This is a genomic window from Flavobacterium chryseum (genome assembly GCF_004362015.1).
Classification (GTDB): domain Bacteria; phylum Bacteroidota; class Bacteroidia; order Flavobacteriales; family Flavobacteriaceae; genus Flavobacterium.
The window spans coordinates 88,297-114,743 of the sequence record NZ_SNWW01000010.1; the positions used below are offsets into that span (position 1 = coordinate 88,297).

At 34.1% G+C, this 26,447-nt stretch carries 25 protein-coding genes; 19 read left to right on the forward strand and 6 right to left on the reverse strand.

The genetic code is table 11. The features are described 5' to 3' along the window. Window positions 1-53 precede the first annotated feature (53 nt). Entirely contained in the window at window positions 54-398 is a 345-nt protein-coding gene (locus EV143_RS17835) for a hypothetical protein (protein ID WP_133509302.1), read from the forward strand. A 139-nt stretch (window positions 399-537) separates the two neighbouring features. Further along, a complete protein-coding gene (locus tag EV143_RS17840; protein ID WP_133509303.1) occupies window positions 538-963 on the forward strand; it encodes a response regulator in 426 nt (141 codons plus the stop codon). Window positions 964-1,099: 136 nt separating this feature from the next. Here the strand turns inward: EV143_RS17840 and EV143_RS17845 are convergent, their stop codons facing one another. The 4 genes from EV143_RS17845 to EV143_RS17860 form a co-directional block, all read right to left on the reverse strand. Beyond that, window positions 1,100-2,536, reverse strand: coding sequence for a gluconokinase (locus tag EV143_RS17845; protein WP_133509304.1), 1,437 nt, complete (start codon window positions 2,534-2,536; stop codon window positions 1,100-1,102). Next, window positions 2,524-3,843: a gluconate:H+ symporter gene (locus EV143_RS17850; RefSeq protein ID WP_133509305.1), complete on the reverse strand. Its 1,320-nt coding sequence runs from the start codon at window positions 3,841-3,843 to the stop codon at window positions 2,524-2,526. Before EV143_RS17850 ends, EV143_RS17845 begins: the two co-directional genes overlap by 13 nt. 69 nt (window positions 3,844-3,912) lie before the next feature. Then, complete coding sequence (gene gnd, locus EV143_RS17855; RefSeq protein WP_133509306.1) at window positions 3,913-4,812, reverse strand: phosphogluconate dehydrogenase (NAD(+)-dependent, decarboxylating); 900 nt, start codon at window positions 4,810-4,812, stop codon at window positions 3,913-3,915. Between the two features lie 174 nt (window positions 4,813-4,986). After that, entirely contained in the window at window positions 4,987-5,415 is a 429-nt protein-coding gene (locus tag EV143_RS17860) for a cupin domain-containing protein (RefSeq protein ID WP_133509307.1), read from the reverse strand. 127 nt (window positions 5,416-5,542) lie between these two features. Between EV143_RS17860 and EV143_RS17865 the strand changes: the two genes are divergently transcribed. The 10 genes from EV143_RS17865 to EV143_RS17910 all read left to right on the forward strand — a co-directional run bounded on the left by EV143_RS17865 (window position 5,543) and on the right by EV143_RS17910 (window position 15,117). Continuing rightward, window positions 5,543-5,770 carry a hypothetical protein gene (locus EV143_RS17865; protein ID WP_133509308.1) on the forward strand — a complete coding sequence of 76 codons (228 nt, stop codon included), beginning with the start codon at window positions 5,543-5,545 and terminating at the stop codon, window positions 5,768-5,770. Further along, a complete protein-coding gene (locus EV143_RS17870) occupies window positions 5,760-6,059 on the forward strand; it encodes a type II toxin-antitoxin system RelE/ParE family toxin (protein ID WP_133509309.1) in 300 nt (99 codons plus the stop codon). Before EV143_RS17865 ends, EV143_RS17870 begins: the two co-directional genes overlap by 11 nt. A gap of 320 nt (window positions 6,060-6,379) precedes the next feature. Beyond that, on the forward strand, window positions 6,380-6,973 hold the full coding sequence (locus EV143_RS17875; protein ID WP_133509310.1) for a TetR/AcrR family transcriptional regulator: 594 nt from the start codon (window positions 6,380-6,382) through the stop codon (window positions 6,971-6,973). Window positions 6,974-7,214: 241 nt separating this feature from the next. Next, on the forward strand, window positions 7,215-8,435 hold the full coding sequence (locus tag EV143_RS17880) for an efflux RND transporter periplasmic adaptor subunit (RefSeq protein ID WP_243739902.1): 1,221 nt from the start codon (window positions 7,215-7,217) through the stop codon (window positions 8,433-8,435). 11 nt (window positions 8,436-8,446) lie between these two features. Then, entirely contained in the window at window positions 8,447-11,614 is a 3,168-nt protein-coding gene (locus EV143_RS17885; protein WP_133509311.1) for an efflux RND transporter permease subunit, read from the forward strand. A 136-nt stretch (window positions 11,615-11,750) separates the two neighbouring features. Beyond that, complete coding sequence (locus EV143_RS17890; protein ID WP_133509312.1) at window positions 11,751-13,169, forward strand: TolC family protein; 1,419 nt, start codon at window positions 11,751-11,753, stop codon at window positions 13,167-13,169. Between the two features lie 350 nt (window positions 13,170-13,519). Then, window positions 13,520-13,900 (forward strand): DoxX family protein, encoded by a 381-nt coding sequence (locus EV143_RS17895; RefSeq protein ID WP_133509313.1) that lies wholly within the window; start codon window positions 13,520-13,522, stop codon window positions 13,898-13,900. A 12-nt stretch (window positions 13,901-13,912) separates the two neighbouring features. Next, window positions 13,913-14,122, forward strand: coding sequence for a hypothetical protein (locus tag EV143_RS17900; RefSeq protein WP_133509314.1), 210 nt, complete (start codon window positions 13,913-13,915; stop codon window positions 14,120-14,122). A gap of 87 nt (window positions 14,123-14,209) precedes the next feature. After that, window positions 14,210-14,599 carry a VOC family protein gene (locus EV143_RS17905; protein ID WP_133509315.1) on the forward strand — a complete coding sequence of 130 codons (390 nt, stop codon included), beginning with the start codon at window positions 14,210-14,212 and terminating at the stop codon, window positions 14,597-14,599. Window positions 14,600-14,610: 11 nt separating this feature from the next. After that, entirely contained in the window at window positions 14,611-15,117 is a 507-nt protein-coding gene (locus EV143_RS17910; protein ID WP_133509316.1) for a DinB family protein, read from the forward strand. A 124-nt stretch (window positions 15,118-15,241) separates the two neighbouring features. Here the strand turns inward: EV143_RS17910 and EV143_RS17915 are convergent, their stop codons facing one another. Further along, window positions 15,242-15,403 (reverse strand): DUF1328 domain-containing protein, encoded by a 162-nt coding sequence (locus EV143_RS17915; protein ID WP_042565425.1) that lies wholly within the window; start codon window positions 15,401-15,403, stop codon window positions 15,242-15,244. A 368-nt stretch (window positions 15,404-15,771) separates the two neighbouring features. Between EV143_RS17915 and EV143_RS17920 the strand changes: the two genes are divergently transcribed. The 7 genes from EV143_RS17920 (at window position 15,772) to EV143_RS17950 (ending at window position 25,229) form a co-directional block, all read left to right on the forward strand. Next, window positions 15,772-18,042, forward strand: coding sequence for a glycosyltransferase (locus tag EV143_RS17920; RefSeq protein WP_133509317.1), 2,271 nt, complete (start codon window positions 15,772-15,774; stop codon window positions 18,040-18,042). Window positions 18,043-18,320: 278 nt separating this feature from the next. After that, the gene (locus tag EV143_RS17925; RefSeq protein ID WP_133509318.1) at window positions 18,321-19,079 is read left to right on the forward strand and encodes an MlaE family ABC transporter permease; all 759 of its coding nucleotides are present in this window, start codon (window positions 18,321-18,323) and stop codon (window positions 19,077-19,079) included. Between the two features lie 2 nt (window positions 19,080-19,081). Next, window positions 19,082-19,861, forward strand: coding sequence for an ABC transporter ATP-binding protein (locus EV143_RS17930; protein ID WP_133509319.1), 780 nt, complete (start codon window positions 19,082-19,084; stop codon window positions 19,859-19,861). 24 nt (window positions 19,862-19,885) lie between these two features. Beyond that, the gene (locus tag EV143_RS17935; protein ID WP_133509320.1) at window positions 19,886-20,713 is read left to right on the forward strand and encodes an MlaD family protein; all 828 of its coding nucleotides are present in this window, start codon (window positions 19,886-19,888) and stop codon (window positions 20,711-20,713) included. A 15-nt stretch (window positions 20,714-20,728) separates the two neighbouring features. Beyond that, the gene (locus EV143_RS17940; RefSeq protein ID WP_133509321.1) at window positions 20,729-23,551 is read left to right on the forward strand and encodes an AsmA family protein; all 2,823 of its coding nucleotides are present in this window, start codon (window positions 20,729-20,731) and stop codon (window positions 23,549-23,551) included. Beyond that, the gene (locus EV143_RS17945) at window positions 23,551-24,036 is read left to right on the forward strand and encodes a low affinity iron permease family protein (RefSeq protein ID WP_133509322.1); all 486 of its coding nucleotides are present in this window, start codon (window positions 23,551-23,553) and stop codon (window positions 24,034-24,036) included. The genes EV143_RS17940 and EV143_RS17945 overlap by 1 nt, the downstream gene beginning before the upstream one ends. Then, window positions 24,033-25,229, forward strand: coding sequence for an NAD(P)/FAD-dependent oxidoreductase (locus EV143_RS17950; protein WP_133509323.1), 1,197 nt, complete (start codon window positions 24,033-24,035; stop codon window positions 25,227-25,229). The genes EV143_RS17945 and EV143_RS17950 overlap by 4 nt, the downstream gene beginning before the upstream one ends. Window positions 25,230-25,317: 88 nt before the next feature. On the opposite strand, the gene EV143_RS17955 is transcribed toward EV143_RS17950, so the two are convergent. After that, window positions 25,318-26,268, reverse strand: a complete 951-nt coding sequence (locus tag EV143_RS17955) for a bifunctional helix-turn-helix transcriptional regulator/GNAT family N-acetyltransferase (RefSeq protein WP_133509324.1) — start codon at window positions 26,266-26,268, stop codon at window positions 25,318-25,320. Window positions 26,269-26,447: the final 179 nt, after the last annotated feature.

The following is a 26,447-nucleotide window of genomic DNA, read 5'->3' on the forward strand; positions in this document are numbered from 1 at the left end:
AAAATCAGTAGTCTTAACTTGCAGGTACTATCGCCAAAACTATAAGTACTACTATGCAAACCACACTCAAAATCATTGAATTACTGTCTAAAAAATATTTATCTAATATTAGTATATTAGGTACTTATCAAAGTTCTAAATACATTTCTATTGTTGACAGCAATAACGGAACTATGTTTATTATATCAGATAATCACTTATTTTCTTTCAAAGACCAACATTGCAATCTCTGGCTTACAATTCTAAAATCGTTCTGTTTAAATGAAAATGAACATAATACGAAACCAGATGACTTGTACACAAAAAGTAACGGAATAAAATACAGTTTTACTTCAAAAGAAGAAATTGTAGCTATGGCAGTCCAATATTTTGAGCAGCATAAATGTCCTTATTCTTGATTGTTGCCAATATAATTAACTTATGTAAAATATGTATTTTCTTTTAAATCAAAATAGAATTCGGTGATCTTTTGATACTCAAAGTGCCTAGATATTGCTAACCCGAAATAAATAAGTTATCTTTACCCAAAAACACAAAATGAACAAGGGCGGGCCAATAATTATAATTGAAGACGATTTAGATGATCAGGATATTTTGACTGAGGTTTTTAAAGAACTGAATTATAAAAATGAAATCATCTTTTTTGACGATGGCGAAAAAGCTTTACAGTATTTAACGTCAACAGAAATTGAACCTTTTATTATTTTCTCTGATATCAATATGCCAAGGTTAAGTGGTATGGAACTTAGAGATAAAATTCATCAAAATGAAGATTTAAGGCTTAAATCTATTCCGTATTTATTCTTCTCTACGAGTGCAGAACAAAGACATGTTATAGATGCTTATTCAAAATCTATTCAGGGCTTTTTTGTTAAGCCTTCGAGCTATTCTGAGATAAGAGACATCATTAAAACAATTGTAGGCTATTGGGAGGCATGTGTTTCTCCAAACTATGTTAAATAAGATACTTTCAACGAGATATTATTAAACTTACTATAAAGCTTTTAGCTTTAAAAATTTAATCGCACCGCAAATCTCTTAGTTTTTCGGTTTTTTTATTTCAATATTTAAATGGCTTATTTTAAATTTTGCTTCACTTTCAAAAATCTTTCAATAAAGGGTACACTTTTTTAAACTTATTAAAAGAAACTTCATAAACGTTTTTGTAGGCCAAATTAGGATAATAAGTTTTTCCGGTTTTGGTTTCGTTTATTATCTTCTCTCCTTGAGATTGTATGCCGATCATGACCGCGCCCCAGGAAGATCCTTCAATAGTTTGCGAGGTTTCAACCTGCATCTGAAAAATATCTGCTGTCATTTGGAGCCAAAGTTCACTTTTACCAAATCCGCCGCTGGCCATTACTTTGGTTTGCTTTCTTATTTCAGGATCAGGAAGTAAAATTTCAGTAATCTGAAACAATCCAAATAAAATTCCTTCTAAAGTTGCCCGCACCAAATGTGCTCGTGTGTGTGTAATGTGCATTCCTAAAAGCGCTCCTTGTGCTGAGGCATCCCAAATGGGTGCTCTTTCGCCGAGTAAATACGGTACAAAAAGCAAACCTTCAGAACCGGCAGGGATTTTTTCGGCTTCTTCAAACAGAACTTCAAAAGATTGCTCTGTTTTCAGTAAAGTTTCCCTGAGCCATTGCAAAATGATTGCGCCATTGTTTACAGCTCCCAACGTAAGATATTGGTCTTTCATCAAATGGTAACATTGCGTGCGCATTTGTTCATCGAGATAAGGTTTATCAATAGGCAATCGCACTGCCCCGCTAGTACCAATGGTTAAGGCGATACAACCTTCGTTCATCGCACCTGTTCCCAGATTGGCCAAAGCACCATCGCCACCACCAATTATGTACAGAAAATCATCTGAAATACCTTTGCATTGGTGTGTAACCTCACAAACAGTTGCCAGTTGATGAGGCTTTATCTCTAAGAAATCTAAAACTTCTTCATCCCATTGTAATGTGTGAATATTTAATAATCCGGTACCGGAAGCCATTGAAGTGTCTGTAAAATATTCATTAGTAAGATGATGCCAGATATATTCTTTAATACTGATGAATTTAAAAGTTCGGGAAAAAATTTCAGAATCAAATTCTTTGAACCATGCAATTTTGGTCATGGGAGAAAAAGGATGAATCGGAATTCCTGTTTTTTGATAAAAGTGCTTTCCTTTATCTGAATTTTTAAGTTTTTCAGCAATTGCGGCAGCTCTGTTGTCTGCCCATAAAATAGCGTCGGTCAGTGTTTTTCCGTTTTTATCAATTGCAATAATACTTTGCATCGCCGAGCTAAAACTAATAAACTGAGGCTGAATATCTTTTGTGATTTCAGTAATGCATTCTTTTACGGTTTCTAAAATCTCCTGCGGGTTTTGAACACTCCAATCGGGTTTTGGATGGTACATTTCATACGACTTAGAAATTTGCCTGATCACATTTCCCTGTTTATCAAAACAAACCGCTTTTGTAGCTGTGGTTCCAATGTCAATTCCTATATACAATGATTTCATGTGTTTTATTTGATCCATAAGTTTAAAACCAATACGCCTATTAATCCCATTACTCCTATAATTGTTTCCATAACGGTCCAGGTTTTAAAAGTATCTGAAACGCTGATGCCAAAATATTCTTTAAACATCCAAAATCCGGTATCGTTTACATGAGAACACATTAAACTTCCGGCACCAATAGAAAGCACCATTAATTCCGGACTTACACCAGATGCAATTACAAGGGGTTGTACAATACCTGCTGCGGTTAATCCGGCAACGGTAGCAGATCCTAATGCAATTCGGATTATAGTAGCAATCAGCCAGCCTAATATTAACGGAGAAAGCGATGACTTTTCGAAAAATGTACTTAAATCTGTTCCTATTCCGCTATCTATTAATACTTGCTTAAAAGCACCTCCGGCAGCAATAATTAAAATGATCATCGTAGCAGAACTTAAAGCATTTCCCGATTTATCCATGATATCCTGCATTTTTCGGCCGCGAAAAATTCCCAGTGTAAGTACTGCAAAAAGTATGGCGATTAACATTGACGTGGTTGGGTTTCCGATAAAAAGCAATACAGATCGCAAAGTGTTTGTTTCAGGCAATAGCAATTCACTAAATGTAGCAGCTGCCATTAAAAATACCGGAACTAATGCAGTCACAATACTAATTGTAAAAGAAGGCATCTCGGCTTCTGTAAACGTTTTACTGTCAAATAATCCTTTTGGAGGAAAAGCATTTATTTTTTTTATAAACTCCGGAAAAACAATTCCGGCAACAAAAAGTGCAGGAAGTGCTACCAAAAGTCCATAAAGCAACGTTTTCCCAATATTGGCTTTAAAAATTACGGCAATTGCTGTTGGCCCGGGATGCGGAGGCAGAAAACCGTGTGTGATAGAAAGTGCTGATGCCATTGCAATACCCAAGTAAATGATAGGCTGTTTGGTACTTTTGGCGACTGCAAAAACCATCGGAATCAAAATAATAAAACCTGCATTGTAGAACATCGAAATTCCTACAGAAAAACCAGTAATAACCATTGCCCATTTGATATGCCTGACGCCAAATGACCGAATCATAACTGAACTTATGCGCTGGGCAGCGCCACTGTCTGAAAGCAAATTTCCTAATATAACTCCAAATGCGATAATCAAAATTAAGGAGCCTAAAGTACTTCCTATTCCCTGCTGAATGGAATTAATTAAATCAGGAAAATGCATTTGTTTCGCAATTCCCACAAAAAAAGCGGCAATAATTAAGGAAATAAAGGCATTGAGCTTAACTGCGGAAATAAGAATCAATAATAAAAGAATACCGGCAATCAGAATCAGTAGGGACATGAAATTTGAGTATAAGGATTAGTATGTAGTGAAACGAATTTTGTAAAATCTTCCTGGCGAAAGATCCTGTTATTCATTTTTTTCTACGGCATGCCCTCCAAACTCGTTTCGAAGTGCCGCCACCACTTTTCCTGAAAATGTATCTGACATTTGAGAACGATAACGCATCATTATAGAAAGTGCAATTACCGGAGTAGGAACACCTAAATCTAAAGCGGTTTCTAATGTCCATTTTCCTTCACCTGAAGAATGCATAATACCTTTTATTCTGTCTAGTTTCGCATCTTTTGAAAAAGCATTTTCTGTAAGTTCCATCAACCAGCTTCGTACCACAGAACCGTGGTTGAATAGTTTGGCGGTTTTTTGAAAATCGACATCATATTCTGAATGCTCAAAAACTTCAAAACCTTCTGCAATAGACTGCATCATACCATATTCAATACCGTTGTGTACCATTTTAGTAAAATGACCACTTCCGGCTTCTCCGGTATATAGAAATCCGTTTTCAACAGAAATATCCTTAAAAACTGCGGCGACATAATCGAATACATCAGCATCTCCGCCTATCATAGTGCAGGCACCGTTTAAAGCTCCGGACGTTCCTCCTGAAGTTCCACAGTCTAAAAAATTAATTCCCTGCTCTTTGAGAAGTGCATAACGACGTTTCGAGTCTTTATAATTAGAGTTTCCTCCATCAATAATAATATCGTTTTTGGACAAATAAGGCAGTAATGAAGTAATCACGGCATCTACTATTTCTCCCGCCGGAACCATTAACCAGATTACTTTTCGATCGTGTAATTTTTTGCATAATTCTTCAACAGAAAAGGCGGTTTCGATTCCTTCATTACCAATTTTTGAGACAAATTCAGTGTTGAAGTCCTGTGCCACCACCTGATAATTATTTCGTTTTAAATTTAATGCGAGATTAAATCCCATTTTTCCCAATCCGATTATTCCTATTTGCATTGTTTTTATTTTACTGTTTGTTTCGTAAAAATATTACTTTCTATACTTTTAATTTCGTCATTTTAAATTTAATATGTTAAATAATAAAATTTAAATTAAAGTTGCTTGAAAAATATTGAGAAGCGTTTTTTTTAATCTTCAAACTATGTTAAATAGAAATTAATAATCTTACTGTTACTTCAAATCTTTCTTAATTACCAAATACTTCAAAGTAGTATCACCAACATTACTAATTCCGTGTTCCATATTTGACGGGCAATAGAAACTGGTATTTGATCCGGCAACGGCGGTTTTTCCGTCAAGATAGAACTGGGCAGTACCTTCCAGAATGTAGAAAAATTCTTCTTCAACATGATGATGTGGCGCGTGGGTAGATTTTCCCTGTTCGACGATGCTCATTTTAAGTGTGTTTTCCTGAGTAAAGTTTTTATCTGCAAACCAATATTGATAGCCTACTTTGGTTTTTGTGGCTTTTTCTAGCTCAAAATGATTGACACAATTTTCGATTGTGTATTTGATTTCGGCTGGGGTTTCTTTTTTAGTTTCCTGAGAAAATGCAAGTTGCTGCAAAAACAACATAGCAATTATAGTTAGTGTTTTCATTTTTTATTGTAATGTTACGAAAAATTGACATTCATAAAAATGATTACATAAAATAAATTCTATTGATTAACATGAAAATTAGAGTTTTGTCTTAACTTTGTTTATCAACTTTAGTAAACTTTTAATCATGCAAGCAATTAACATCACAGCGTATACAGAAGATGCTTCTCAAATAGAAGCTGTAAAAGCTTTTATGAATGCACTAAAGATAAAATTTGAAATAGCTAATGTAAAATCTTATGAATTGTCTGCTGAACAACAAGAAATTCTGGATAGTCAAGTTAAATTAAATAAAGATTTATACACAGATGCTGCATCACTTTATACTGATTTAAAAAAGAAGCATGAATTATAAGATTATTGTTTCTCCTATAGCATTAAGAAATATTGAAGAAGCTGTTGAATATTATATTTTAAAAGTGAATAAGAAAGTAGCTCTTGACTTTCTTAATGATTATAAAAAGCTCTATAAAACTTTACAGAAAAACCCTTTCTATCAATTTCACGACAATAATTATCGCTTTTTACCTTTTAAAAAGTTTCCATACATTGCTTTTTTCATTGTTGATGAAGTATCAAAAACTGTTTTTATAAATGCAGTTTTCCACACTTTTCAAAATCCTGAAAAATATCCCACACGATAAAAAAGCTAACACTAAAATGAGATGAGAAAATTATGAAAAACATATTTTCTTGCCTAGCCCCGATGGAAACGGCATCCTTTTATGGCGGGGTTTGCCATAAAAGATATAGTGAACAGCGGGAGAAATGGTTTTAAAATACTAAAATAATCTGCTTCTAAAAAAATAAATATTTTAAAAAACTCAGTAAATAAAGGACTTCCAATACTTTTTGACATTTGTCTATACAACAATAAGAAAATATTATAATTAAATTATAGTATAATTAGAAAAACCGCCATACATTTGCCTAACAGTGTTAAACAATTTAATACTTATCAAAAATGGCTAGTAAAGATCGTATTTTAAGACAAAAAGAAGAGACAAGAAGTAACATTCTTGAGGCTGCTTATGCTATCGTCAAAGAAGAAGGATGGCAAGGTCTGAGTATGAGAAAGATTGCTGACAAGATTGAATACACTGCTCCTATTATCTACGAATATTTTTCTAATAAGGATGCTATTTTAAATGAACTAACCGGTAAAGGTTTTCTTAAATTATCTAAAGAGCTTCAGGAAGCCAGAGGTAAATTTGAAAAACCGGAAGATCAATTAGAAGCGATGTGGATGGCATATTGGGATTTTGCCTTTACAGATACTGAAATGTATCAGGTTATGTTTGGTGTGCAAATGAACTGTTGTTCGCAACAATGCACTGCTGCAGAAGCACCTTATAAATTATTTACTTCTGTAATTGCTGAGATTATGAAAAAGAGCAATCCTAGCGCTGATGTAATTAAACAAAAATATTTTACTTTCTTTTCTGTTATTCATGGTCTGATCGCTATTAATATCATCAATAGAAGTGAAGTTATGGAAACTATAAACAATCAAATCTTAAAAGATGCGATTGGTGGTATCATAAAATCAATACAATAAAAAAAATTTCATATTTACTTAACAGTGATAAATGATTTAATAGAGTAATATAAAAGTACTTTTGCATATTACTTACCAGCATAAAATATTTAATAAAGTAACATAGAGCCTTTTTTTACTATTTTACTTAACAGTGATAAATAATTTAATACCGATTATAAATACTTAATTGGAAGCCATAATTATATAGAATTTTGCACCAATTTACTTAACAACGTTAGATAATTTAATAGAATTAAAAATGAATACCACCAATACTATAAAAGAGAGAATGTTAAACAAAGAGAATTTCCAACAAATTAAAACCAATAGAAAAATGAAAAATGTAATTATAACCAGCTTTATCCTGGCACTAGTACTTGCTAGTTGTGCCGATAAATCACAAGCTCCGGCTCCACCACCGCCTCCGGTTTTACCTGTGGCAGCTATTTCAAGTGAAAACACTACTACTGATAACGAATACCCTGCCTCTATACAAGGAACTGTTGACGTTGAAATTCGTCCGCAAGTAAGCGGAAACCTAGATCGCGTTTTGGTAGACGAAGGCGCTTATGTATCAAAAGGACAATCTTTATTTAAAATAAATGAAAGACCTTACCGTGAGCAGTTAAACAATGCTTTGGCTAGTCTTCATGCTTATGAAGCCGCCTTAATCAACGCTCAGTTAGAAGTTGATAAATTAACTCCTTTAGTACAAAACAAAGTAGTTTCTGATTATCAGTTAAAAACAGCTAAGGCTTCTCAAAAAATTGCTGCTGCAAATATTGAACAAGCTAAAGCAATGGTAGCATCTGCAAGAATTAATTTAGGATATACAAATGTGACAGCCCCAGTAAGTGGTTACATCGGAAGATTGCCTAAAAAACAAGGAAGTTTAGTTTCTGCATCTGATGTTGAACCTTTAACTACACTTTCAGACGTTCATGAAGTTTTTGCTTATTTCTCTTTAGGAGAAACGGATTTCATCAACTTTAAATCACAATACGCAGGAAATTCATTGGGTGATAAAATCAGACACTTACCTCCGGTTTCTTTAATATTGGCTGATAACAATGCTTATCCTCAAACCGGAAAAATTGATATGGTAGATGGTCAGTTTGATAAAACTACCGGTGCAATTACGCTTAGAGCTACTTTCCCAAATAAAAACGGAACATTACGTTCTGGAAACACAGGAAGAATCAGATTAGGAATTAAACATGACGATGCGATTTTAGTTCCACAATCGGCTACAATAGAAATGCAGGATAAAATCTTTGTTTTCACTTTAGGAAAAGACAACAAGGTTAACAAAATGCCAATCACGGTTATTGGAAAAAGCGGAACAAACTATCTTATTAAAGATGGTGTAAAATCTGGTGATCAAATCGTATTAAGCGGTGTTGATAAACTTCAGGAAGGACAAGTAATTCAGCCTGAAAAATCAACTACAAAAGTTGCCGAAATAACTAACAAAAAATAATTTTTACGAAAATGTTCAAAATATTTATACAAAGACCCGTACTAGCAACCGTTATTTCCATTCTATTGGTGATATTAGGTATACTTGGTCTTACGAAATTACCTTTACAACAGTTTCCTGATATTGCACCGCCATCGGTTTTGGTAACAGCAGTTTATCCGGGAGCGAACGCAGAAACGGTTTTACGTTCTGTTGCGCCTTCTCTTGAAGAGTCTATAAATGGTGTTGAAAACATGACTTACATGAGTTCAACAGCAAGTAATGACGGAACTTTAGCAATTACAGTTTTCTTTAAATTAGGAACTGATGCAGATCAGGCTGCAGTAAACGTGCAAAACAGAGTGGCACAAGCTACAAGCCAGTTGCCTTCAGAGGTTGTGCAACAAGGTGTAACGACTGCGAAACAACAAAACAGTTTTATCATGGCGATTGGTATGTATACGGAAGATGAATCGAGATACGATCAGACTTTTGTTGCCAATTATGCACAGATTAATATTATTCCGGAGATTAAACGTATTCCCGGAGTTGGTGCCGCCAGTATTTTTGGTGGTGTAAAAGATTACTCGATGAGAGTTTGGTTAAACCCAACTCAAATGTCGACTTACCAGGTAACGCCTAATGAAGTTATGGCAGCCATTCAGGACAAAAGTTTAGAAGCTGCTCCGGGTAAATTTGGAGAAAGAAGTAAGGAAGTTTTTGAATATGTAATTAAATACAAAGGAAAACTAACCAAACCAGAAGATTATCAAAATATTGCTATTCGTTCTAATGCTGATGGTTCTGTCCTTCGCTTAAGAGATGTGGCAAGAGTTGAGCTTGGTGCTTATTCTTACAACAGTTTAACACGTTTAAATGGTAAAAAAGGAATCGTAATTGGAGTTATTCAATTAGCAGGTTCGAACTCAAATGATATTCAGGTTGCGATAAATAAATTGATGGTTAAAGCATCTAAAGATTTTCCTCCTGGTATCAAACACAATATTTTCTATAGTACAAAAGTATCTTTAGATCAGTCAATCGATCAGGTAAAACATACTTTATTAGAAGCTTTTATCTTGGTATTTATTGTGGTATTTATCTTCTTGCAAGATTTTAGATCAACATTAATTCCGGCCATTGCTGTACCTGTAGCAATTTTAGGAACGTTCTTCTTCATGCAATTATTTGGATTTTCGATCAACCTTTTAACGCTTTTCGCTTTAATTCTGGCGATTGGTATTGTGGTGGATGATGCAATTGTGGTGGTCGAAGCCGTGCATGCGAAAATGGAGCATAAACATTTGTCTCCAAAAGTAGCAACACATGAAGCAATGCACGAAATTACGGGTGCTATTATCTCGATTACGCTGGTAATGGCTGCTGTATTCCTGCCGGTCGGTTTTATGGAAGGCTCAACGGGAGTTTTCTATCGTCAGTTTGCATTTACGATGGCAATTGCAATTGTAATTTCAGCTGTTAACGCTTTAACTTTAAGCCCTGCCCTAGCCGCTTTATTCTTAAAAGATAATCACGGCGCACACCAAGAAGGAGATGCTCCTTACGTGAAAAAAGGATTTAAAGAGAAATTCTTTAACGGATTCAACAAAAGTTTTGACTCTTTAACGAACCGTTATGTTGGCGGATTAAAATTCTTAATTCGTAACAAATGGGTTTCTTTAGGCGGATTGGCTTTAATTACTTTCGCTACGGTTGTTATGGTGAAAACAACTCCATCAGGATTTATCCCGACAGAAGATCAAGGATTTATTGCAATTGCGGTAAACACTCCTTCCGGAACATCTCTTGACGGAACTCAAAAAGTAATGACTCAGGCAGAAAATACTTTGAGAGGTTTAAATTCATCCCGATTTGTAACAGCGATTTCAGGTTTCAACTTGTTAACGAATTCTACAAGTCCATCTTCAGCAGTTGTTTTCGTATTGCTTAAACCAAACGAAGAACGTGGTGATGTAAAAAATATCGATGAAATCATGAATGAAGTTCGTGGCAAATTGGGCGCGATTTCAGGAGGAAGTTTCTTCGTATTTAGTTTTCCAACCGTTCCTGGATTCAGTAACGTTGAAGCTTTAGATTTAGTACTACAAGATAAAACCGGTGGTAAACTGGATAAGTTTAGTGGAATTTCTCAAAACTTTATTGGAGAATTGATGAAACGTCCGGAAATAGCAGTTGCTTTTACAAGTTTTAAGGCCGATTATCCTCAATTGCAATTGGATATTAATGATGCAAAAGCAGATCAGTTAGGCGTAAAAGTCAAAGATATTCTGCAAACTATGCAGGCTTATTTTGGTAGTGCACAGGCATCAGATTTCAATAGATTTGGAAAATATTACAGAGTTGTTGTTCAGGCTGATATTGCCGACAGAGCAGATCCATCAGCAATTGACAGAGTTTTTGTGAAAAACAAAAATGGCGAAATGGTTCCTATAAATACTTTAGTAAAACTAAGCCGTATTTATGGTTCTGAAACAGCATCTAGATATAATTTATTTAACTCAATTGGTATAAATGCAATTCCGAAACCTGGATTTAGTTCAGGAGATGCCATTAAAGCAATTGAAGAAGTAGCAGCACAACAATTACCTGCGGGCTACGGATTTGAATTTTCTGGACAAACCCGTGAAGAAATTTCTTCAGGAGGTCAGTCGGCAACAATTTTCTTACTGTGTTTGATATTCGTCTATTTCTTACTTGCCGCACAGTATGAGAGTTACATCCTGCCTTTAGCAGTAATTCTATCAATTCCTGCAGGTATATTTGGAGTTTTCGTAGCCATTGGTTTAACAGGAATCGAAAATAACATTTATGTACAAGTTGCACTGGTAATGCTTATTGGACTGCTCGCCAAAAATGCCATTTTGATTGTCGAGTTTGCCGTTCAAAAACGAAAATCGGGTCAGGCATTGGTTAGCGCATCTATAGACGCAGCAAAATTACGTTTGCGACCAATTATCATGACGTCTCTTGCTTTTGTTGTGGGGTTAATCCCGATGATGAGCGCAACCGGACCGTCAGCACAAGGTAACCACTCGATTAGTATTGGTGCCGCCGGAGGTATGATATCAGGAGTAATTCTAGGGTTGTTAATCATCCCGGTTTTATTCATCGTATTCCAACATTTACAAGAAAAGGTTTCTGGAAAACCAGTAGCCGTAATTCATAACGGAGAAAAATAAAAATGGAAAATTATATAACGACAATACTGGTGACCATTATAACGGGCATCGCATACATATCCTACAAGATTTCTAAAGATCTGGACAGCAGAAAAAAAGATACTACTTGTACTGAAATTTAATGACAACTTATAAAATGAAAAAGTATATAACCAAAATTGTGATGATCGCTATTTTGATCGTCACAGTAATATCCTGTAAAGTTTCGAAGGATATTGAAACTCCAAAAGATGCATTTCCTGAAAATTTCAGGAATGCATCAACTTCAACCGATACAACCAGTATTGCTGATTTGGAGTGGAAAAATTTCTTTACAGAACAAGATATTATTCAATTAATAGATAGCGCGGTAGCCAGAAATAACGATTTACAAATCGCTGCCAAAAATATCGAAATTGCGCAATACAGATTCACACAATCAAAATGGGGAAATGTGCCTCAGGTTAATTTATTTGTGAATGCCAGTACAAGCAATCCGTCTGACAATAGTTTTACAGGAATGAACCTGAATCAGGCTTTAGGTCAAAAACATATTGACGATTATTCTGCCGGAGCTTCACTTTCGTGGGAAGCTGATATCTGGGGTAAAATCCGTAATCAGAAAAAAGGTGCTTATGCAGGTTACCTTCAATCTGAAGAAGTAAAAAAAGCATTGCAGACTAATATTGTTGCGAACGTTTCTAAAGGATATTACAATCTTTTGATGTTAGACGCACAATTGGATATCGCTAAGAAAAACGTACAATTAAACGACAGTACAACCAACATAATCAAATTGAAATTTGATGCCGGACAAGTTACTTCGTTAGGAATTCAACAATCTGAAGCACAAAGATTAAGTTCAGCTCAATTGGTTCCTTTATTAGAACAAAACATTGCAATTCAGGAAAATGCCTTGAGTGTTTTGACAGGATCTTTTCCGAATTCAAAACAAAGAAGTATTAAATTAAGTTCAATTGAAGTAAAAAACAATACTGCAATCGGAATTCCATCTTCATTAGTAAGCAGAAGACCTGATGTAAAAAGTGCTGAATTGGCTCTAAAAGTGGCGAACGCAAATGTTGGAATCACAAAAGCAGATTTATATCCTTCACTTAAAATTACCGCTCAGGGCGGAGTAAATTCTTTTGAAACAAGCAGTTGGTTCAATATTCCGGCTTCATTATTCGGAACTGTTGCAGGAGGTTTAACACAGCCTTTACTAAACAGTAAAAGAGTAAGAACGCAATATAATATTGCTGTAGCCGAAAGAGAAAAAGCAGTTTTAAATTTCAGACAATCGGTTTTAATAGCTGTTAGCGAAGTTTCTGATGCTTTGGTAAAAGTGGAGAAATTACAACAACAAGAATTTTTTCTTAAAGAAAGAGTAAAAACATTGCAGCAAGCCATTAAAAATTCGAATTTGTTATTCAAAAACGGAATGGCGGAATACCTGGAAGTTTTAACCGCACAAACAAATTTATTGCAAAGCGAGTTAGAACTGGCAAACATAAAAAGAGAACAACTTTCTGCTAATACCGAGTTATATCGTGCATTGGGCGGCGGTTGGAGATAATACCCGTTTATTTAATTATTTATTTGAGATTCGCTGCGAGACTTCGGTTTTGCAGCGTTTTTTTTTGTTTTTGCCGCGAAGGCGCTAAGGCGCAAAGTTTTTTATTCCACGCAGGTTTTACGCTCATTTTATGTCAGACTGAGCGAAGTCGAAGTCCCGCAAAGAGCATCGTCAATCTTTGGCGAGTTACTTCTGTGTCCTTCAACTTCGCTCAGGATGACAAACGTAAAAATCTAAAATCAACATCTTGTCTTAAATGACCCTAAAATAGTCATAAATACGTATTCTTTCAAAAAAATAAGATTGTTACATTTGTAATACATTCACTAATAACTATTTAAATATAACCAATGAAAAAAGCAAAAATGATTTTTTGGATTACAACTATTCTTATTTTTTTATTTGAAGGCGTTATGCCGGCGCTCACTTCTCAAAGTGAATTAGCAAAAGAAGGAATCAGACATCTCGGATATCCGGAGTATTTCGGGAATGCTTTGGTCGTTTTCAAGATTTTGGGGGTTTTGGCTTTAGTGATTCCACAAGTTCCAAATCGTGTTAAAGAGTGGGCTTATGCAGGTTTTGCATTCGATTTTATATTTGCTTCTATAAGTCACTTCGCGGTAGACGGAATTGATTTTCAAGGCTTTTTTCCCTTAATCGTTTTAGGGATTCTAATAATTTCATATATATATCACCACAAAATAGAGCGTTACAAAAACATCGCTTTGTAAATTGATAAAAAGATGATCGAGGTTTTTAAAACAAATGTTCAGGAAATGGAGCAGTCTGCTATGATTGTGGGGAAACTTCTTGAACATTTCCCAAACAGCATCATCAATTTTGACCTGGAAGATTGCGACAAAATTTTGCGGATTCACGCTTTATCAATTTCAAATCATACCATAATCGAATTATTAAATTCGTACGGATACCATTGCGAAGTGCTTTTGTAAATCACCAAAAGCGATAAGTGTTTAATTATCATAGTTTTAATATAAAATTGTAAATTTGAATTGTTTCAATCATCAAATCAATTAAAAATGAACATTCCAAAAAATCATCAGACAGTAATGCCTTATTTAATTGTAAACGATGCATTAAAATTTATAGATTTTACAAAAACCGTTTTTAATGCTATTACATTGCAAGCTCCACTTTTGCGGGAAGACGGAACGGTTCAGTATGCTGAAGTTACTTTAAACGGAAGTACTATTATGGTAACCGACGTAACGAAAGACTGGAATAAAGAAACAGCAAATTTGTTTGTATATGTTCCAAATGCTGATGAAACCTTTCATAAAGCCATTGAAGAAGGTGCCGAAATATTGATGGGATTAAGCGATCAGGATTACGGCAGAACCTGCGGTGTAACAGATCCTTTTGGCAATGTCTGGTGGATTACTTCTGTAAATAAACAAGAAACAATTTAATCTTAATAGTTATGAAAGAGGAACTTAAAATAGAAATCACAAGTACATTCGAGCAATTGTATCAAACGCTTTCTCTTTTTACGCAAGGTGAAATTAACGCAATTCCGTTTGAAGGAAGCTGGACTTCCGGGCAAGTAGCGCGTCATATTATTAAATCAACTTCAGGCTTAAAACAAATTTGTGACAATAACACCCAAAAATTAGCTGTAAATCCAGAAGAAAAAGTTCCCGCATTGAAACAAATATTTTTAGACTTCAGTTCAAAGATGAATTCGCCGGAATTTATTTATCCTGAAATAAAAGATTATGACAAGGAACTGCTTCTTTCTTCTATTCAAAAAATAGAAAAAGAACTGGTATACATAACAGAAAATTACGATTTAGGACTGACTTGTATGGAATTTGAAATGCCCGGTTTTGGAAACCTGACGATCTATGAACTTGTGAGCTTTGCTGTAATTCATACCAAAAGGCATATCTTTCAATTGACCAATATCTATAAAGCATTGAGGAATTAGCTATGAAATTTTCATTTTAAATAAACATAGCAAAAGGCGAAACCTGAAGCTTAAAAACCTGAAACAAAAAAAAGCGACACCAGTAAATGAGGTGTCGCTTTTTTTGTATGATTAAAACTTATTGCTAAACTTTTCTTCTTCCGCTTATTAATGAAAGTATAAATAATACAATAAATATGAAGAATAAAACTTTTGCAATACTAGCAGCTCCGGCAGCGATTCCACCAAAACCAAATATTCCCGCTACTATAGCTAGAATAATAAAAATGACTGTCCAACGTAACATATGATTATTTTTTAGGGTTTATAAATGACTTATTAGGTCTGTTTGTTAGATCAAATTTCATTTTAAAAAACTGCTTGCCTTAACTCTATCCGTTTTTTTTTTATCGCAAAAAAATATCAAACACAATAAATTCTAAAACTTGCTAATAGTTTCAAAATTACCATTTTAGACTTATAGGATTTCCATAAATAAGCTTTTGAGTTAATTTTTTAGTGGATTGGATTAATCGTAGGCTCATCTAAACTTTAATTTTATCAAAAAATAAATAAAGGGGTAATTTTCTGATGTAAAACACAACTTAATGTATTTCTTTATTTATAGACTTGTTAAAATATAAACGACATATTAAACGAATAAAAATAATCCCCATGAAAGCACTATCTAACAAATCGAAAATCGTTTTCTTATCAACTTTTCCACCAACTCAATGTGGAATAGCTACTTATACGCAGGATACAATAAAAGGAATTACTGATGTATTTGGTAAATCAGTTACATGTGAGATTTGTGAATTGGTTGACAAACCAAAAGCAAATCCAACACAGGCCTTTACTTTAAACACAAAAAACAGAGAAGACTATACTCGTGTTGCCGAAGAAATGAATGCTGATGAAAATATCAAATTAGTTCATATTCAACATGAATTTGGTTTGTTTTCAGGAAACTACGGTGATCATTTATTAGATTTTTTAAATGTTATCAAAAAACCGGTAACGTTTACATTTCATACAGTGCTTCCTGGCCCAAATAACGAATTAAGAACATTTGTAAAATTGCTTTTAAGCTACAGCAATTCTGTATTTGTTATGACACACAGATCTGAAGAGATATTAATTAACGATTACGAAATTCCAAAAGAATTTATTACAACTATAACTCACGGAACTCACGTTGTTGTTTACGAAGCTCCGGAAACTGCTAAAGCAAAATTCGGAATTGAAGACAGAACCGTTCTTTCTACTTTTGGACTTTTAGGTGAAGGAAAAAATATCGAAACAGGTTTAAGAGCTTTAAGCAAAATTGTTGAAAATACACCAAACGCGCTTTATTTAATTATTGGAAGAACACATCCAAATTTAATTATTGATGGTGTAGATACTTATCGTGAAAAATTAGAAGCAATTGTTGATGAATTAGAATTACACAATAATGTTCGTTTTATAAACCAATATCTTGAAACAAACGAACTTTTAGAATATTTACAGGCTACTGACATTTATATGTTTACTTCAAAAGATCCAAATCAGGCGGTAAGCGGAACTTTTTCTTATGCTATGAGCTGCGCTTGTCCGATTGTTGCCTCAAAAATCCCGCATACAAAAGAAGTTCTAACAGCAGATTCTGGAATTTTAGTTGATATTGGAGATGAAAATCAGTTTGCTGAAGCTGCCATTAAACTTCTTAATGATGAAAATTTAAGAGAAGAAATGGGTAAAAGTGCTTTTAGAAAAACCAGAGCATCTTCTTGGGAAAATGTAGGTATTGCACACATGAATACGTATAAAAAATTAATGGATAAATCGTCTGATGTTAAATTCAGCTATCCGTCAATTCAGTTAGCACACGTTAAAAAAATGACTACTGATGTTGGAATTATCCAATTCAGCAAAATTTCTATTCCTGATATCGAATCAGGATATACATTAGATGATAATGCAAGAGCGTTGGTAGCAATGTGTATGCATTATAAACTAACAGAAGATAAAGATGATCTTCCATACATTTTAATTTATCTTGACTTCATCGAACGTTGCCAGAAACCAAAAGGTAATTTCATGAACTATGTTGATAAAAACAATCGTGAACATATCGAGCAAAATGCAGAAGTAAACTTAGAAGATTCTAATGCACGCGGAATCTGGGCTTTAGGAACTGTAGTTTCTATCGGAAACATTTTACCGGACTCAATTACCAAAAAAGCTTCTAAGTGTTTATTAAACTCTCTAAAATGGGCCGAAAGCATTCAATCGCCTCGTTCTATTGGTTTTGCAACAAAAGGTTTGTATTTGTATCATAATGCTGTTCCTAATTTATATGTAGCAGCAATTATCAATAAACTGAACGCGAAATTATTATCCGGTTATGAAATTTACTCTACTAAAGACTGGAAATGGTTCGAAAACTCAATGACTTATGGTAACGGAATTTTACCGGAATCAATGTTGTATGCGTATCTTGTAACCAATAAACCTATTTACAAAAAAGTAGCTTTAGAATCACTTGATTTCTTGATTTCGAAAACTTATAAAGGCGATAACTTTAAAGTTATTTCAAACAACGGTTGGTACCATAAAGGTTCAGAACCACAAGAATACGGAGAACAGCCAATTGATGTTTCGTACATGATTCAGACTTTGAACTCATTTTACAATGCGTTTAAAAATCCTGAATACAAACAAAAAATGAAAATTGCATTCAACTGGTTTTTAGGTAAAAATCACTTAAACCAAATTATGTACAACCCAATTAGCGGAGGTGGATATGATGGTTTAGAAAAAGATAATGTAAACCTAAATCAAGGATCAGAATCTACAGTTTGTTATTTAACTGCAAGATTGATAATGGAAAACCTAAAGCTGTCAGAAAGTAAAGTAATTCCGCTTATGAAAGCTAAAACCGGCGTTGCTATTAACCAATAAAATTTTAACTAAATTTATATATTCCAAAAAACTAAATTTTCTACTTACCCTAAAATCCCTTTGTCTAAAAGGGATTTTTTTATTTTTATGAAGATTTGAAGTAACGTCAACTTAATATAATTATTGTGCTATTATGTAAATTATATAAACATCCAAAAAAGTTGTGTAAGAATTTTTGTTAACTAATAAGGTAATTTTATTTAAAAATATCGAAGGAAAATTAAATATGTTAAAATATTGATTTTCAAAAATTTAAACTCAACTAAAACAGTAGTATTTTGATTCTTACTTTAAAAAATACATTCGAAGAGATAGGTAATGCAACACTGTTTGCAAAGCAGTTTTTTAAGGAAGTTTTTGTACCTCCTTACGAGGCTAAGCAATTTGTGAAGCAATGCTATATTATAGGATATAAATCATTGCCCCTTGTTGCTATTACAGGTTTTATTATGGGCTTAGTACTTACACTTCAATCGAGACCAACTTTGGTGAAATTTGGAGCCGAATCCTGGTTACCGGGAATGGTCGCACTATCACTGATTCGTGAAATTGCTCCTGTAATAACAGCTTTAATTTGTGCAGGAAAAATATCTTCAGGAATTGGTGCCGAATTAGGTTCGATGAAAGTAACAGAACAAATTGACGCCATGGAAGTTTCGGCAATTAACCCATACAATTATTTGGTTGTAACCCGCATTTTAGCCTGTACATTAATGGTTCCGCTATTAGTGTTTTTTGCTGATGCAGTGGGCATTATAGGCGGATATATTGGTATTAATATTCACGGTGATGTAAATTTTTACCGTTTTCTGACACAAATTCTTCAATCCTTATCATTTCTTGATCTTTTTCCAGCCACAATTAAGACCTTTTTCTTTGGCTTTTTTATTGGAATGATTGGATGTTATAAAGGTTTTAATGCTTCTAACGGAACTGAAAGTGTTGGAAAAGCCGCAAACTCTGCTGTTGTAACGGCATCTTTAGCCATTTTTATAATTGATATGGTAGCTGTTCAAATAACCGACTTATTTTTTTAAAGATGATTAAGGAAGAAAAAAATATAGAGAAAGAACCAAAAGCAAAAAGTAAAACTCCCATAATCGAGATTAAAAATTTGCACAAAACTTTTGGCAAAAATAACACGATTTTAAAAGGAGTTAATCTTACTGTAAATCAAGGTGAAGACTTAGTGATTTTAGGGCGTTCCGGTTCTGGAAAATCAGTAACTATAAAATGTATTGTGGGTTTAATTGAACCTGATAAAGGAGAAATAAAAGTATTCGATGAAAACGTACTGAATCTTAATAAAAAAGACCTCAATGAAATCAGAGTAAGAATTGGTTTTCTGTTTCAAAGTGGTGCCTTATACGATTCAATGTCAGTTCGTGAAAATTTAGCTTTTACATTAAAAAAACACAAAAGCGATTTAACTCCGGAAGAAGTTGAAGCTGAAGTTGTAGAAGCACTTGACAATGTTGGTTTAAGTGATGCGATAAATAAAATGCCATCTGAATTATCAGGCGGAATGCAAAAAAGAATTGGTCTGGCCAGAACTTTAATTCTTAAGCCTGAAATTATTTTATACGATGAGCCAACAACCGGTTTAGATACTATAACATCAAGAGAAATCAGTGAACTGATATTAGATATAAAACACAAACGAAAAACAACATCAATCATTATTACACACGATATGGCTTGTGCCAAACTTACTGCAGACCGCATTATGGTGCTAAAAGACGGTGTAATACATGCTGAAGGAACTTACGAAGAATTAGAACAAAGCGATGACGAATGGGTACGCTCTTTTTTTGAATAAACTTAAAAAATAAAAATAGAAATCATGGATAAGCAATCTGGATATACTTGGAAATTGGGAATGTTTGTAACAGTAGGATTGTTGCTTTTTATAGTGGCAATTTATTTTATTGGAAAACAAAAAAACCTATTTGGATCAACATTTCATATTACATCACAATTTAAAACGGTTAGCGGTTTAGAAGTGGGAAATAATGTTCGTTTTTCAGGAATTAATATCGGAACAGTCGAAGAAATCAGATTAATAAACGATTCTTCTGTTGTGGTGTCGATGGTTATAAAAGATGACGTACGTGAATTTATTAAAACAGATGCCCGTGCCAGCATTGGTTCTGACGGATTAATGGGCGATAAAGTTTTAACAATTTCTCCGGGAGTTAAATCTACTAAAGTAGTTGAAAATAACGGTGCAATTGCTTCGATTAACGGAATTGAAATGCAGGATTTAATGAAAAGCGTTAAGAAAAGTGTTGATAATGCTGCCGTTATTACCGATGAACTTGCCATTTTTAGCCACAGTATGAATAACGGAAACGGAGCTTTAGCACGATTAGTGCGCGATGATAAAATGGCGAACAGCGTTTCGAACACACTTTCTAATTTAGAATCCGGTACAAAAGGGTTTAGCCAAAATATGGAAGCTGCAAAAAGCAACTTTTTGCTAAGAGGTTACTATAAAAAGAAAGAAAAACAGAAAGAAAAAAAGCAGGAAGAGATAAAAGAGAAAAAAGAAGAGGAACAGAAAAAAGCCGAAAAAGCTAAAGAGGAAAAAGCCCAGGAAGATAAAGAAAAAGCTGAAAAACAAAAAGAAGAAGACGCCAAAAAAGCCGAAGCCGAAAAAGCAAAAAAGTAATTTAAATGTACGCCGATGAGTTTTTCATATAAAAATATTGCCTTAAAAACGCTCAAGGTTTTAGGAATAGCAATAGCAACAATTTTGCTATTGCTTTTTCTCATTCCGCTACTTTTTCCCGGAAAAGTGGCTTCAGAAGTAAAGAAAATTGCAAACGAAAAATTAGATACAAAAATGGAGTTCTCGAAGTCGAGGCTTTCTTTTTTTACACATTTTCCGTCGCTGACAGTTTCGCTGGATGATTTGTCGCTTACAGGATCAGCACCTTTTAGCAATGATACTTTGCTTAAAGCAGAGCAAGTTGCATTTGGTATCAATTTAAAAAGATTAATTTTCGACAACGAAGTCAAAATCAATAAATTATATGTTTCTAAAGCTTTAATAAATATAATGGTAAACCAAAAAGGGCAAGCCAATTACAATATTTATAAAGCTCCGGATGACAAAGAAGACAAAAACAAAGAGCCGGAAGAAGGAACAGCAATTCGGTTAGAACGTATTGATCTTGAGGATTGTCACGTAAAATACAACGATCGTTCTGCCAAAGTTCTGATCGATGCAAAAGGCTTTAATTATGTTGGAAAAGGAAATTTAAGCGAAGATATTTTCGATTTAAACACCGATGCTAAAATTGACAACATCGATTTTTACTACAACAGAACTGCTTATCTTAGAAAAAAAGAATTACGTGCTGATTTAATTACCCGAATCAATACACATGCGCTTTCGTTTATTCTTCAAAAAAATGAATTGCGAATAAATAAATTGCCTTTAGAATTCACCGGGTTATTTACCATTTTAAGAGACGGTTATAAAATTAATATCAAAGCCGCTTCAAAAAATTCAACCTTAAAAGATTTGTTTTCTGTAATGCCACCGGAATATTTAACCTGGATGGAAGAAACCGAAATTTCAGGTAAAAGTGATTTACTTTTTACATTTAAAGGAGATTATAATGTTGCCAAAAATCAAAAACCGGATTTAGCTTTTAATCTTAAAATTAATGAAGGCGCGATAAATTATCAAAATGCCCCTGCCCCATTGACGGATTTTCAGATGGATCTGAATGCGATTTTGCCATCATTAGATGTTCAAAAATTACTGATAAACTTAAATACCTTAAAATTTAAAGTAGGCGAAAAAGATTATTTCACGGCTTATTTACACAGCAAAGGCTTTAATGAAATGACTGTAAATGCGAGTGTAAAAGGTGCTTTGGATCTTGCTACAGTAGATGCTGCAATTGGTTTAAACACCATGGAATTAAAAGGAATTCTGAAAACCAATATTCAGGCAAGAGGTGTTTTTAGTACTTCAAAAAAATTATTTCCTAAAACCATCGGCGGAATTTCTCTGCGAAATGGCTGGCTAAAAACAGATTCTTATCCTAATCCCATTACTGATATAACTTTAGTAGCAAATGTGTTAAACAAAGCCGGAACATTTGAGGATTTGATTGTGGCAGTTGCGCCCGCATCATTTGTGTTTGAAGGAAATCCGATGTATGTAAATGCAACGCTTTCAGACTTTAGTGATTTGGCTTATAATGCTAAAATAAAAGGAGAACTGAATGTGGGGCGTATTTATAAAGTGTTTTCTCAAAAAGGAGTTGACATTACCGGTTATGCCAAAGCTGATCTTTCGTTAAAAGGAAAACAAAGTTATGCCACAACGGGACAATATAGTAAACTGGACAATCGCGGAACAATTATTCTTAAAAATATAAAAGCAACTTCTGAACTTTTTCCGAAAGCATTTTATATCAAACAAGGGAATTTCCGTTTTCAGAATGAGAAAATGTGGTTTGAAAAATTTGATGCTTTTTACGGAAAGTCTGATTTTGCGATTAACGGATATCTGCTTAATACCATCAATTACTTTTTAGAATCGCACGGAACTTTAAGCGGTGAATTCAACATGAAATCGAAACTGATAAATGTTGACGAATTTATGGCGCTGAAAAAAGGCGAAAATACAGATCGAAATATTGATGTTGAATACGCCAAAGAAGATCATCCAAAGATGAGCGGCGTTGTCATTGTTCCGAGAAATCTAAATGTTGGACTTACAACAAATGTCGATAAAGTTGAATATAACGGACTTGTTTTGAATAAACTCGCAGGAAAAGTGAGTGTTACGAAAGAAGGTTTTTATTTAAAAAACACCACTTTTAATATTATAGATTGTATTGTTGGAGTTGATGCTTCTTATAAAGATGAATCGCCAACATCTGCCCATTTTGATGCGCATTTTACGGCCAAAGATTTCAGCGTACAAAAAGCTTACAAAGAAATTCCGATGTTTCATGATATGGTCACCGCGGCTGAAAAAGCAGAAGGAATTATTGGAATTGATTACACAATAAAAGGAGACTTAAACGGAAACATGGGACCAATTTATGAATCTCTTGAAGGTGAAGGAATTTTGAATTTACGTGATGTAAAAGTAAAAGGCCTTAAACTTTTTGACGGAATTAGTTCGCAAACCGGACAAGACGGATTGAATAATCCTGATTTGAAAGGCATTGAAATAAAATCGAATATAGATAACAATTTAATTCATATTCAGCCTTTTACGTTTAGTGTAGCCAGCTTTAGACCTACCATTAAAGGAACAACCAGTTTTGATGGATTGTTAGATTTAAGAATGCGATTAGGGCTTCCTCCTTTTGGTTTAGTCGGATTTCCGATTACCATTACAGGAACACATGATGATCCTAAAATTAAGATTTTCAGTAAAACGGGTCAGAAAATTTTTGATGCCATTTATGACGAAAAAAATAATAAAGTAATTCGGGAAGAAAAAGTTAGCAAACGAAAAGTAAAAGCAAAATCATAATGAAAAAGATAAATAAAAAAAAGGGCACTTTTGATAGTTTTGCTTCGCATGTTTCTAAAGCAGCAGGAAGTACAACAGCTTTTATCAGTGCTTTTTTAATTGTTGTAGTCTGGGCTATTTGCGGTCCGATTTTCAATTATTCTGAAACATGGCAGCTGGTTATAAATACCGGAACTACGATTATTACATTCCTGATGGTTTTTTTAATTCAGAAAGCTCAAAATAGAGATTCACTTGCCATTCAATTAAAATTAAATGAATTGGTGGCTTCAAATGAATATTCAAGCAACACGCTGGTCGATATTGAAAGTATGACAGAACAGGAAATGATTATTGTTCAGAAATACTATCACAGACTGAGCGAACTTGCTAAAAAAGAAGAAAGCGTGAGAACTTCTCATTCAATCGCTGAAGCAGACGAACAACACGAAATAAAAGACAAAAACAGGACGAAATTGCGTACCCAAAACATAACCAAAAAATGAAGCTACGCTCAACAGAAACCTTCTGGCCCTTAAAACATGCGATGGAGAGTTATCCATCCTTAGAATCAGATGTAGAAACTGAAATTTTAATTATTGGCGGCGGAATCACCGGAGCTTTAATCGCCTATAAACTCATAAACGAAGGAAAAAAAATTATAATGGTCGACCGCAGAGATGTCGCCAACGGAAGCACCGCTGCCAGCACCGCTTTATTACAATATGAAATTGATGTTTCATTACACGACCTTATAAAATTAAGAGGCGAAAAATGCGCTCTTGACAGCTATAATAATGGCAAAAAAGCAATTTTTGACTTACGAACTATTGTCGATGATATAAAAAGCGATTGTCAGTTCGAATTCAAAAAAAGCATCTATTTTTGCTCGCTTAAAAAAGATCTTCCGTTTCTAAAAACTGAATTCAAATGCCGTAAAGAACATGGTTTTGATGTGACATGGCTTGAAAAATGGGACTTAGAAAAACTGGGTTTAAATGCTCTTGCTGCAATAGAATCTAAAACTGCTGCCGTTGTAGATCCGTATAAACTGGCACAGGATTTAATACAATATTGCGAGAAAAAAGGAATGCAGATTTTTGACCGTACCAATATAACTTCAGTTGAAAAACACAAAGAAAAACTTGTAGCAAAAACCGAAGAGAAATTCAACATAACTGCCGATCATGTTATACGCTGCAGCGGTTATGAAAGCACAGAAACTGTTGCTGAAAAAATCGTTGATTTAAAAAGCACTTTTGTAATTGCATCTGAGAACGTTCCTGAATTGCCAACCGCTTTCAAAAAAGCTATTTTTTGGGATACCTCAACGCCATACTTATATTTTAGAGCCACCCACGATAACCGAATCATAATTGGCGGTGGCGATGAAGAATTTAAAGACACTAAAAGACGTGATAAACTTTTACCTAAAAAGGAACATTTTCTTTTAAAGAAATTTCAAAGAAAATTCCCGAAAATACATTTCAAACCAGATTACGCCTGGGCAGGAACTTTTGGTGAAACCAAAGATGGCCTACCCTATTTCGGAAAACCAAACCCGGACAAAAATGAACATTACGTCCTGGGCTTTGGAGGAAACGGAATCACTTTTAGCGTAATAGCCATGAATTCTATTCTATGCTCTATTGAAGGCAAAGAACATCTGGATTTGGAGTATTATAAGTTTAATAGGTAGATACAAAGGATCAAAGTACAGAGGGACAAAGGTTTAACCTCTGTTCCTTTTTTTGCCTTTGAGCCTTTGCAACTCTGAACCTTTGAACCTATACAAGTAACTCCATCTGAATATTACAACGCTTATAAGGTGTTGCTAAACCGGAAATTTTCTGAAAGCCCAGTTTATGATATAAGTTAATAGCAGGTTTTAAGATGGTATTACTTTCCAGATATAATTTTTTTGCGCCTTGTTTTTTGGCATTTTCTACGATGGTTTGTCCGAGGAGCCAGCCAATATTTTTTCCTTGCGCTTTGGGAGAAACTGCCATTTTTGCCAGTTCAAAATCATAATTTTCATCCTGCATTTTAATCATGGCGCAAACACCAACAGGTTCATTTTGATATAAAGCCACGAAAATTTTCCCGCCTTTGTCTAATATATATTCCTTTGGATGATCTAAAGCTTTATAATCAGCTTCTTCCATTTCAAAGTAGGTCGAAATCCATTCTACGTTAAGTGCTTTAAACGCATCCTGGTATTTATATTCATATTCAACGATTTGCACATACTGACTTTCTCTTGTTTTTTTCTGTTCATTTACTCTTTTAAAAAGTGATTTTTGCTCCAGTAAAAACTCCCATTCTTCAAGTGCTGCCCACAAATTATGGTTTGATTCAGCTATTAAAGATTCGACAGCGGCTTCGACATCAATACATTGCAGTTTTATTTTTTTAGATAAAAGCAAACCTTGTTTTGTTAAAACAACAATATTTCTACGTTTATCATTGGTTTTTTCATTTTCTTCTACCAATCCCGCCGTAATCATTTCCTGCACAATCTTACTTACCGAAGGTTGAGAATGTCCAATCTCATTCGCAATTTCCGTAATCGTTATCTCTCTTTCTTCCGTCAAAACATAAAATACCGGAAACCATTTTGGCATAAAATCTACACCATAAAGTTCATAAATCTTAGCCGCATCATCTGTTATGCTTGCGGTCATCAATCGCAACCTGCTTCCTAAAGCAACCTTACCCACTTTGTCGAAAAAACCCATAATATAGTTAATTACATAATTAGTTATGCAAATATACACGTTTTTTGTTTAGGTACAAAGAAGCAAAGGTTCATAGGTACAAAGTTTTTTAAAATTCGACTATTTTTATGAAAATAAATTCCCGCTCACTCTAAAATATAAACAAAAAAAGACCGCACTGCTGTGCGTCTCTACGGAAA

Bases quoted from the DNA above. Each gene is read 5' to 3' on its own strand.
- EV143_RS17890 (WP_133509312.1), top strand. From the start codon at position 11,751: ATGAAAAAGTATATAACCAAAATTGTGATGATCGCTATTTTGATCGTC.
- EV143_RS17905 (WP_133509315.1), top strand. From the start codon at position 14,210: ATGAACATTCCAAAAAATCATCAGACAGTAATGCCTTATTTAATTGTA.
- EV143_RS17845 (WP_133509304.1), bottom strand. From the start codon at position 2,536: ATGGATCAAATAAAACACATGAAATCATTGTATATAGGAATTGACATT.
- EV143_RS17875 (WP_133509310.1), top strand. From the start codon at position 6,380: ATGGCTAGTAAAGATCGTATTTTAAGACAAAAAGAAGAGACAAGAAGT.
- EV143_RS17915 (WP_042565425.1), bottom strand. From the start codon at position 15,403: ATGTTACGTTGGACAGTCATTTTTATTATTCTAGCTATAGTAGCGGGA.
- EV143_RS17900 (WP_133509314.1), top strand. From the start codon at position 13,913: ATGATCGAGGTTTTTAAAACAAATGTTCAGGAAATGGAGCAGTCTGCT.
- EV143_RS17920 (WP_133509317.1), top strand. From the start codon at position 15,772: ATGAAAGCACTATCTAACAAATCGAAAATCGTTTTCTTATCAACTTTT.
- EV143_RS17850 (WP_133509305.1), bottom strand. From the start codon at position 3,843: ATGTCCCTACTGATTCTGATTGCCGGTATTCTTTTATTATTGATTCTT.
- EV143_RS17940 (WP_133509321.1), top strand. From the start codon at position 20,729: ATGAGTTTTTCATATAAAAATATTGCCTTAAAAACGCTCAAGGTTTTA.
- EV143_RS17930 (WP_133509319.1), top strand. From the start codon at position 19,082: ATGATTAAGGAAGAAAAAAATATAGAGAAAGAACCAAAAGCAAAAAGT.
- EV143_RS17885 (WP_133509311.1), top strand. From the start codon at position 8,447: ATGTTCAAAATATTTATACAAAGACCCGTACTAGCAACCGTTATTTCC.
- EV143_RS17910 (WP_133509316.1), top strand. From the start codon at position 14,611: ATGAAAGAGGAACTTAAAATAGAAATCACAAGTACATTCGAGCAATTG.
- gnd (WP_133509306.1), bottom strand. From the start codon at position 4,812: ATGCAAATAGGAATAATCGGATTGGGAAAAATGGGATTTAATCTCGCA.
- EV143_RS17865 (WP_133509308.1), top strand. From the start codon at position 5,543: ATGCAAGCAATTAACATCACAGCGTATACAGAAGATGCTTCTCAAATA.
- EV143_RS17870 (WP_133509309.1), top strand. From the start codon at position 5,760: ATGAATTATAAGATTATTGTTTCTCCTATAGCATTAAGAAATATTGAA.
- EV143_RS17880 (WP_243739902.1), top strand. From the start codon at position 7,215: ATGAATACCACCAATACTATAAAAGAGAGAATGTTAAACAAAGAGAAT.
- EV143_RS17955 (WP_133509324.1), bottom strand. From the start codon at position 26,268: ATGGGTTTTTTCGACAAAGTGGGTAAGGTTGCTTTAGGAAGCAGGTTG.
- EV143_RS17935 (WP_133509320.1), top strand. From the start codon at position 19,886: ATGGATAAGCAATCTGGATATACTTGGAAATTGGGAATGTTTGTAACA.
- EV143_RS17840 (WP_133509303.1), top strand. From the start codon at position 538: ATGAACAAGGGCGGGCCAATAATTATAATTGAAGACGATTTAGATGAT.
- EV143_RS17895 (WP_133509313.1), top strand. From the start codon at position 13,520: ATGAAAAAAGCAAAAATGATTTTTTGGATTACAACTATTCTTATTTTT.
- EV143_RS17835 (WP_133509302.1), top strand. From the start codon at position 54: ATGCAAACCACACTCAAAATCATTGAATTACTGTCTAAAAAATATTTA.
- EV143_RS17860 (WP_133509307.1), bottom strand. From the start codon at position 5,415: ATGAAAACACTAACTATAATTGCTATGTTGTTTTTGCAGCAACTTGCA.
- EV143_RS17945 (WP_133509322.1), top strand. From the start codon at position 23,551: ATGAAAAAGATAAATAAAAAAAAGGGCACTTTTGATAGTTTTGCTTCG.
- EV143_RS17950 (WP_133509323.1), top strand. From the start codon at position 24,033: ATGAAGCTACGCTCAACAGAAACCTTCTGGCCCTTAAAACATGCGATG.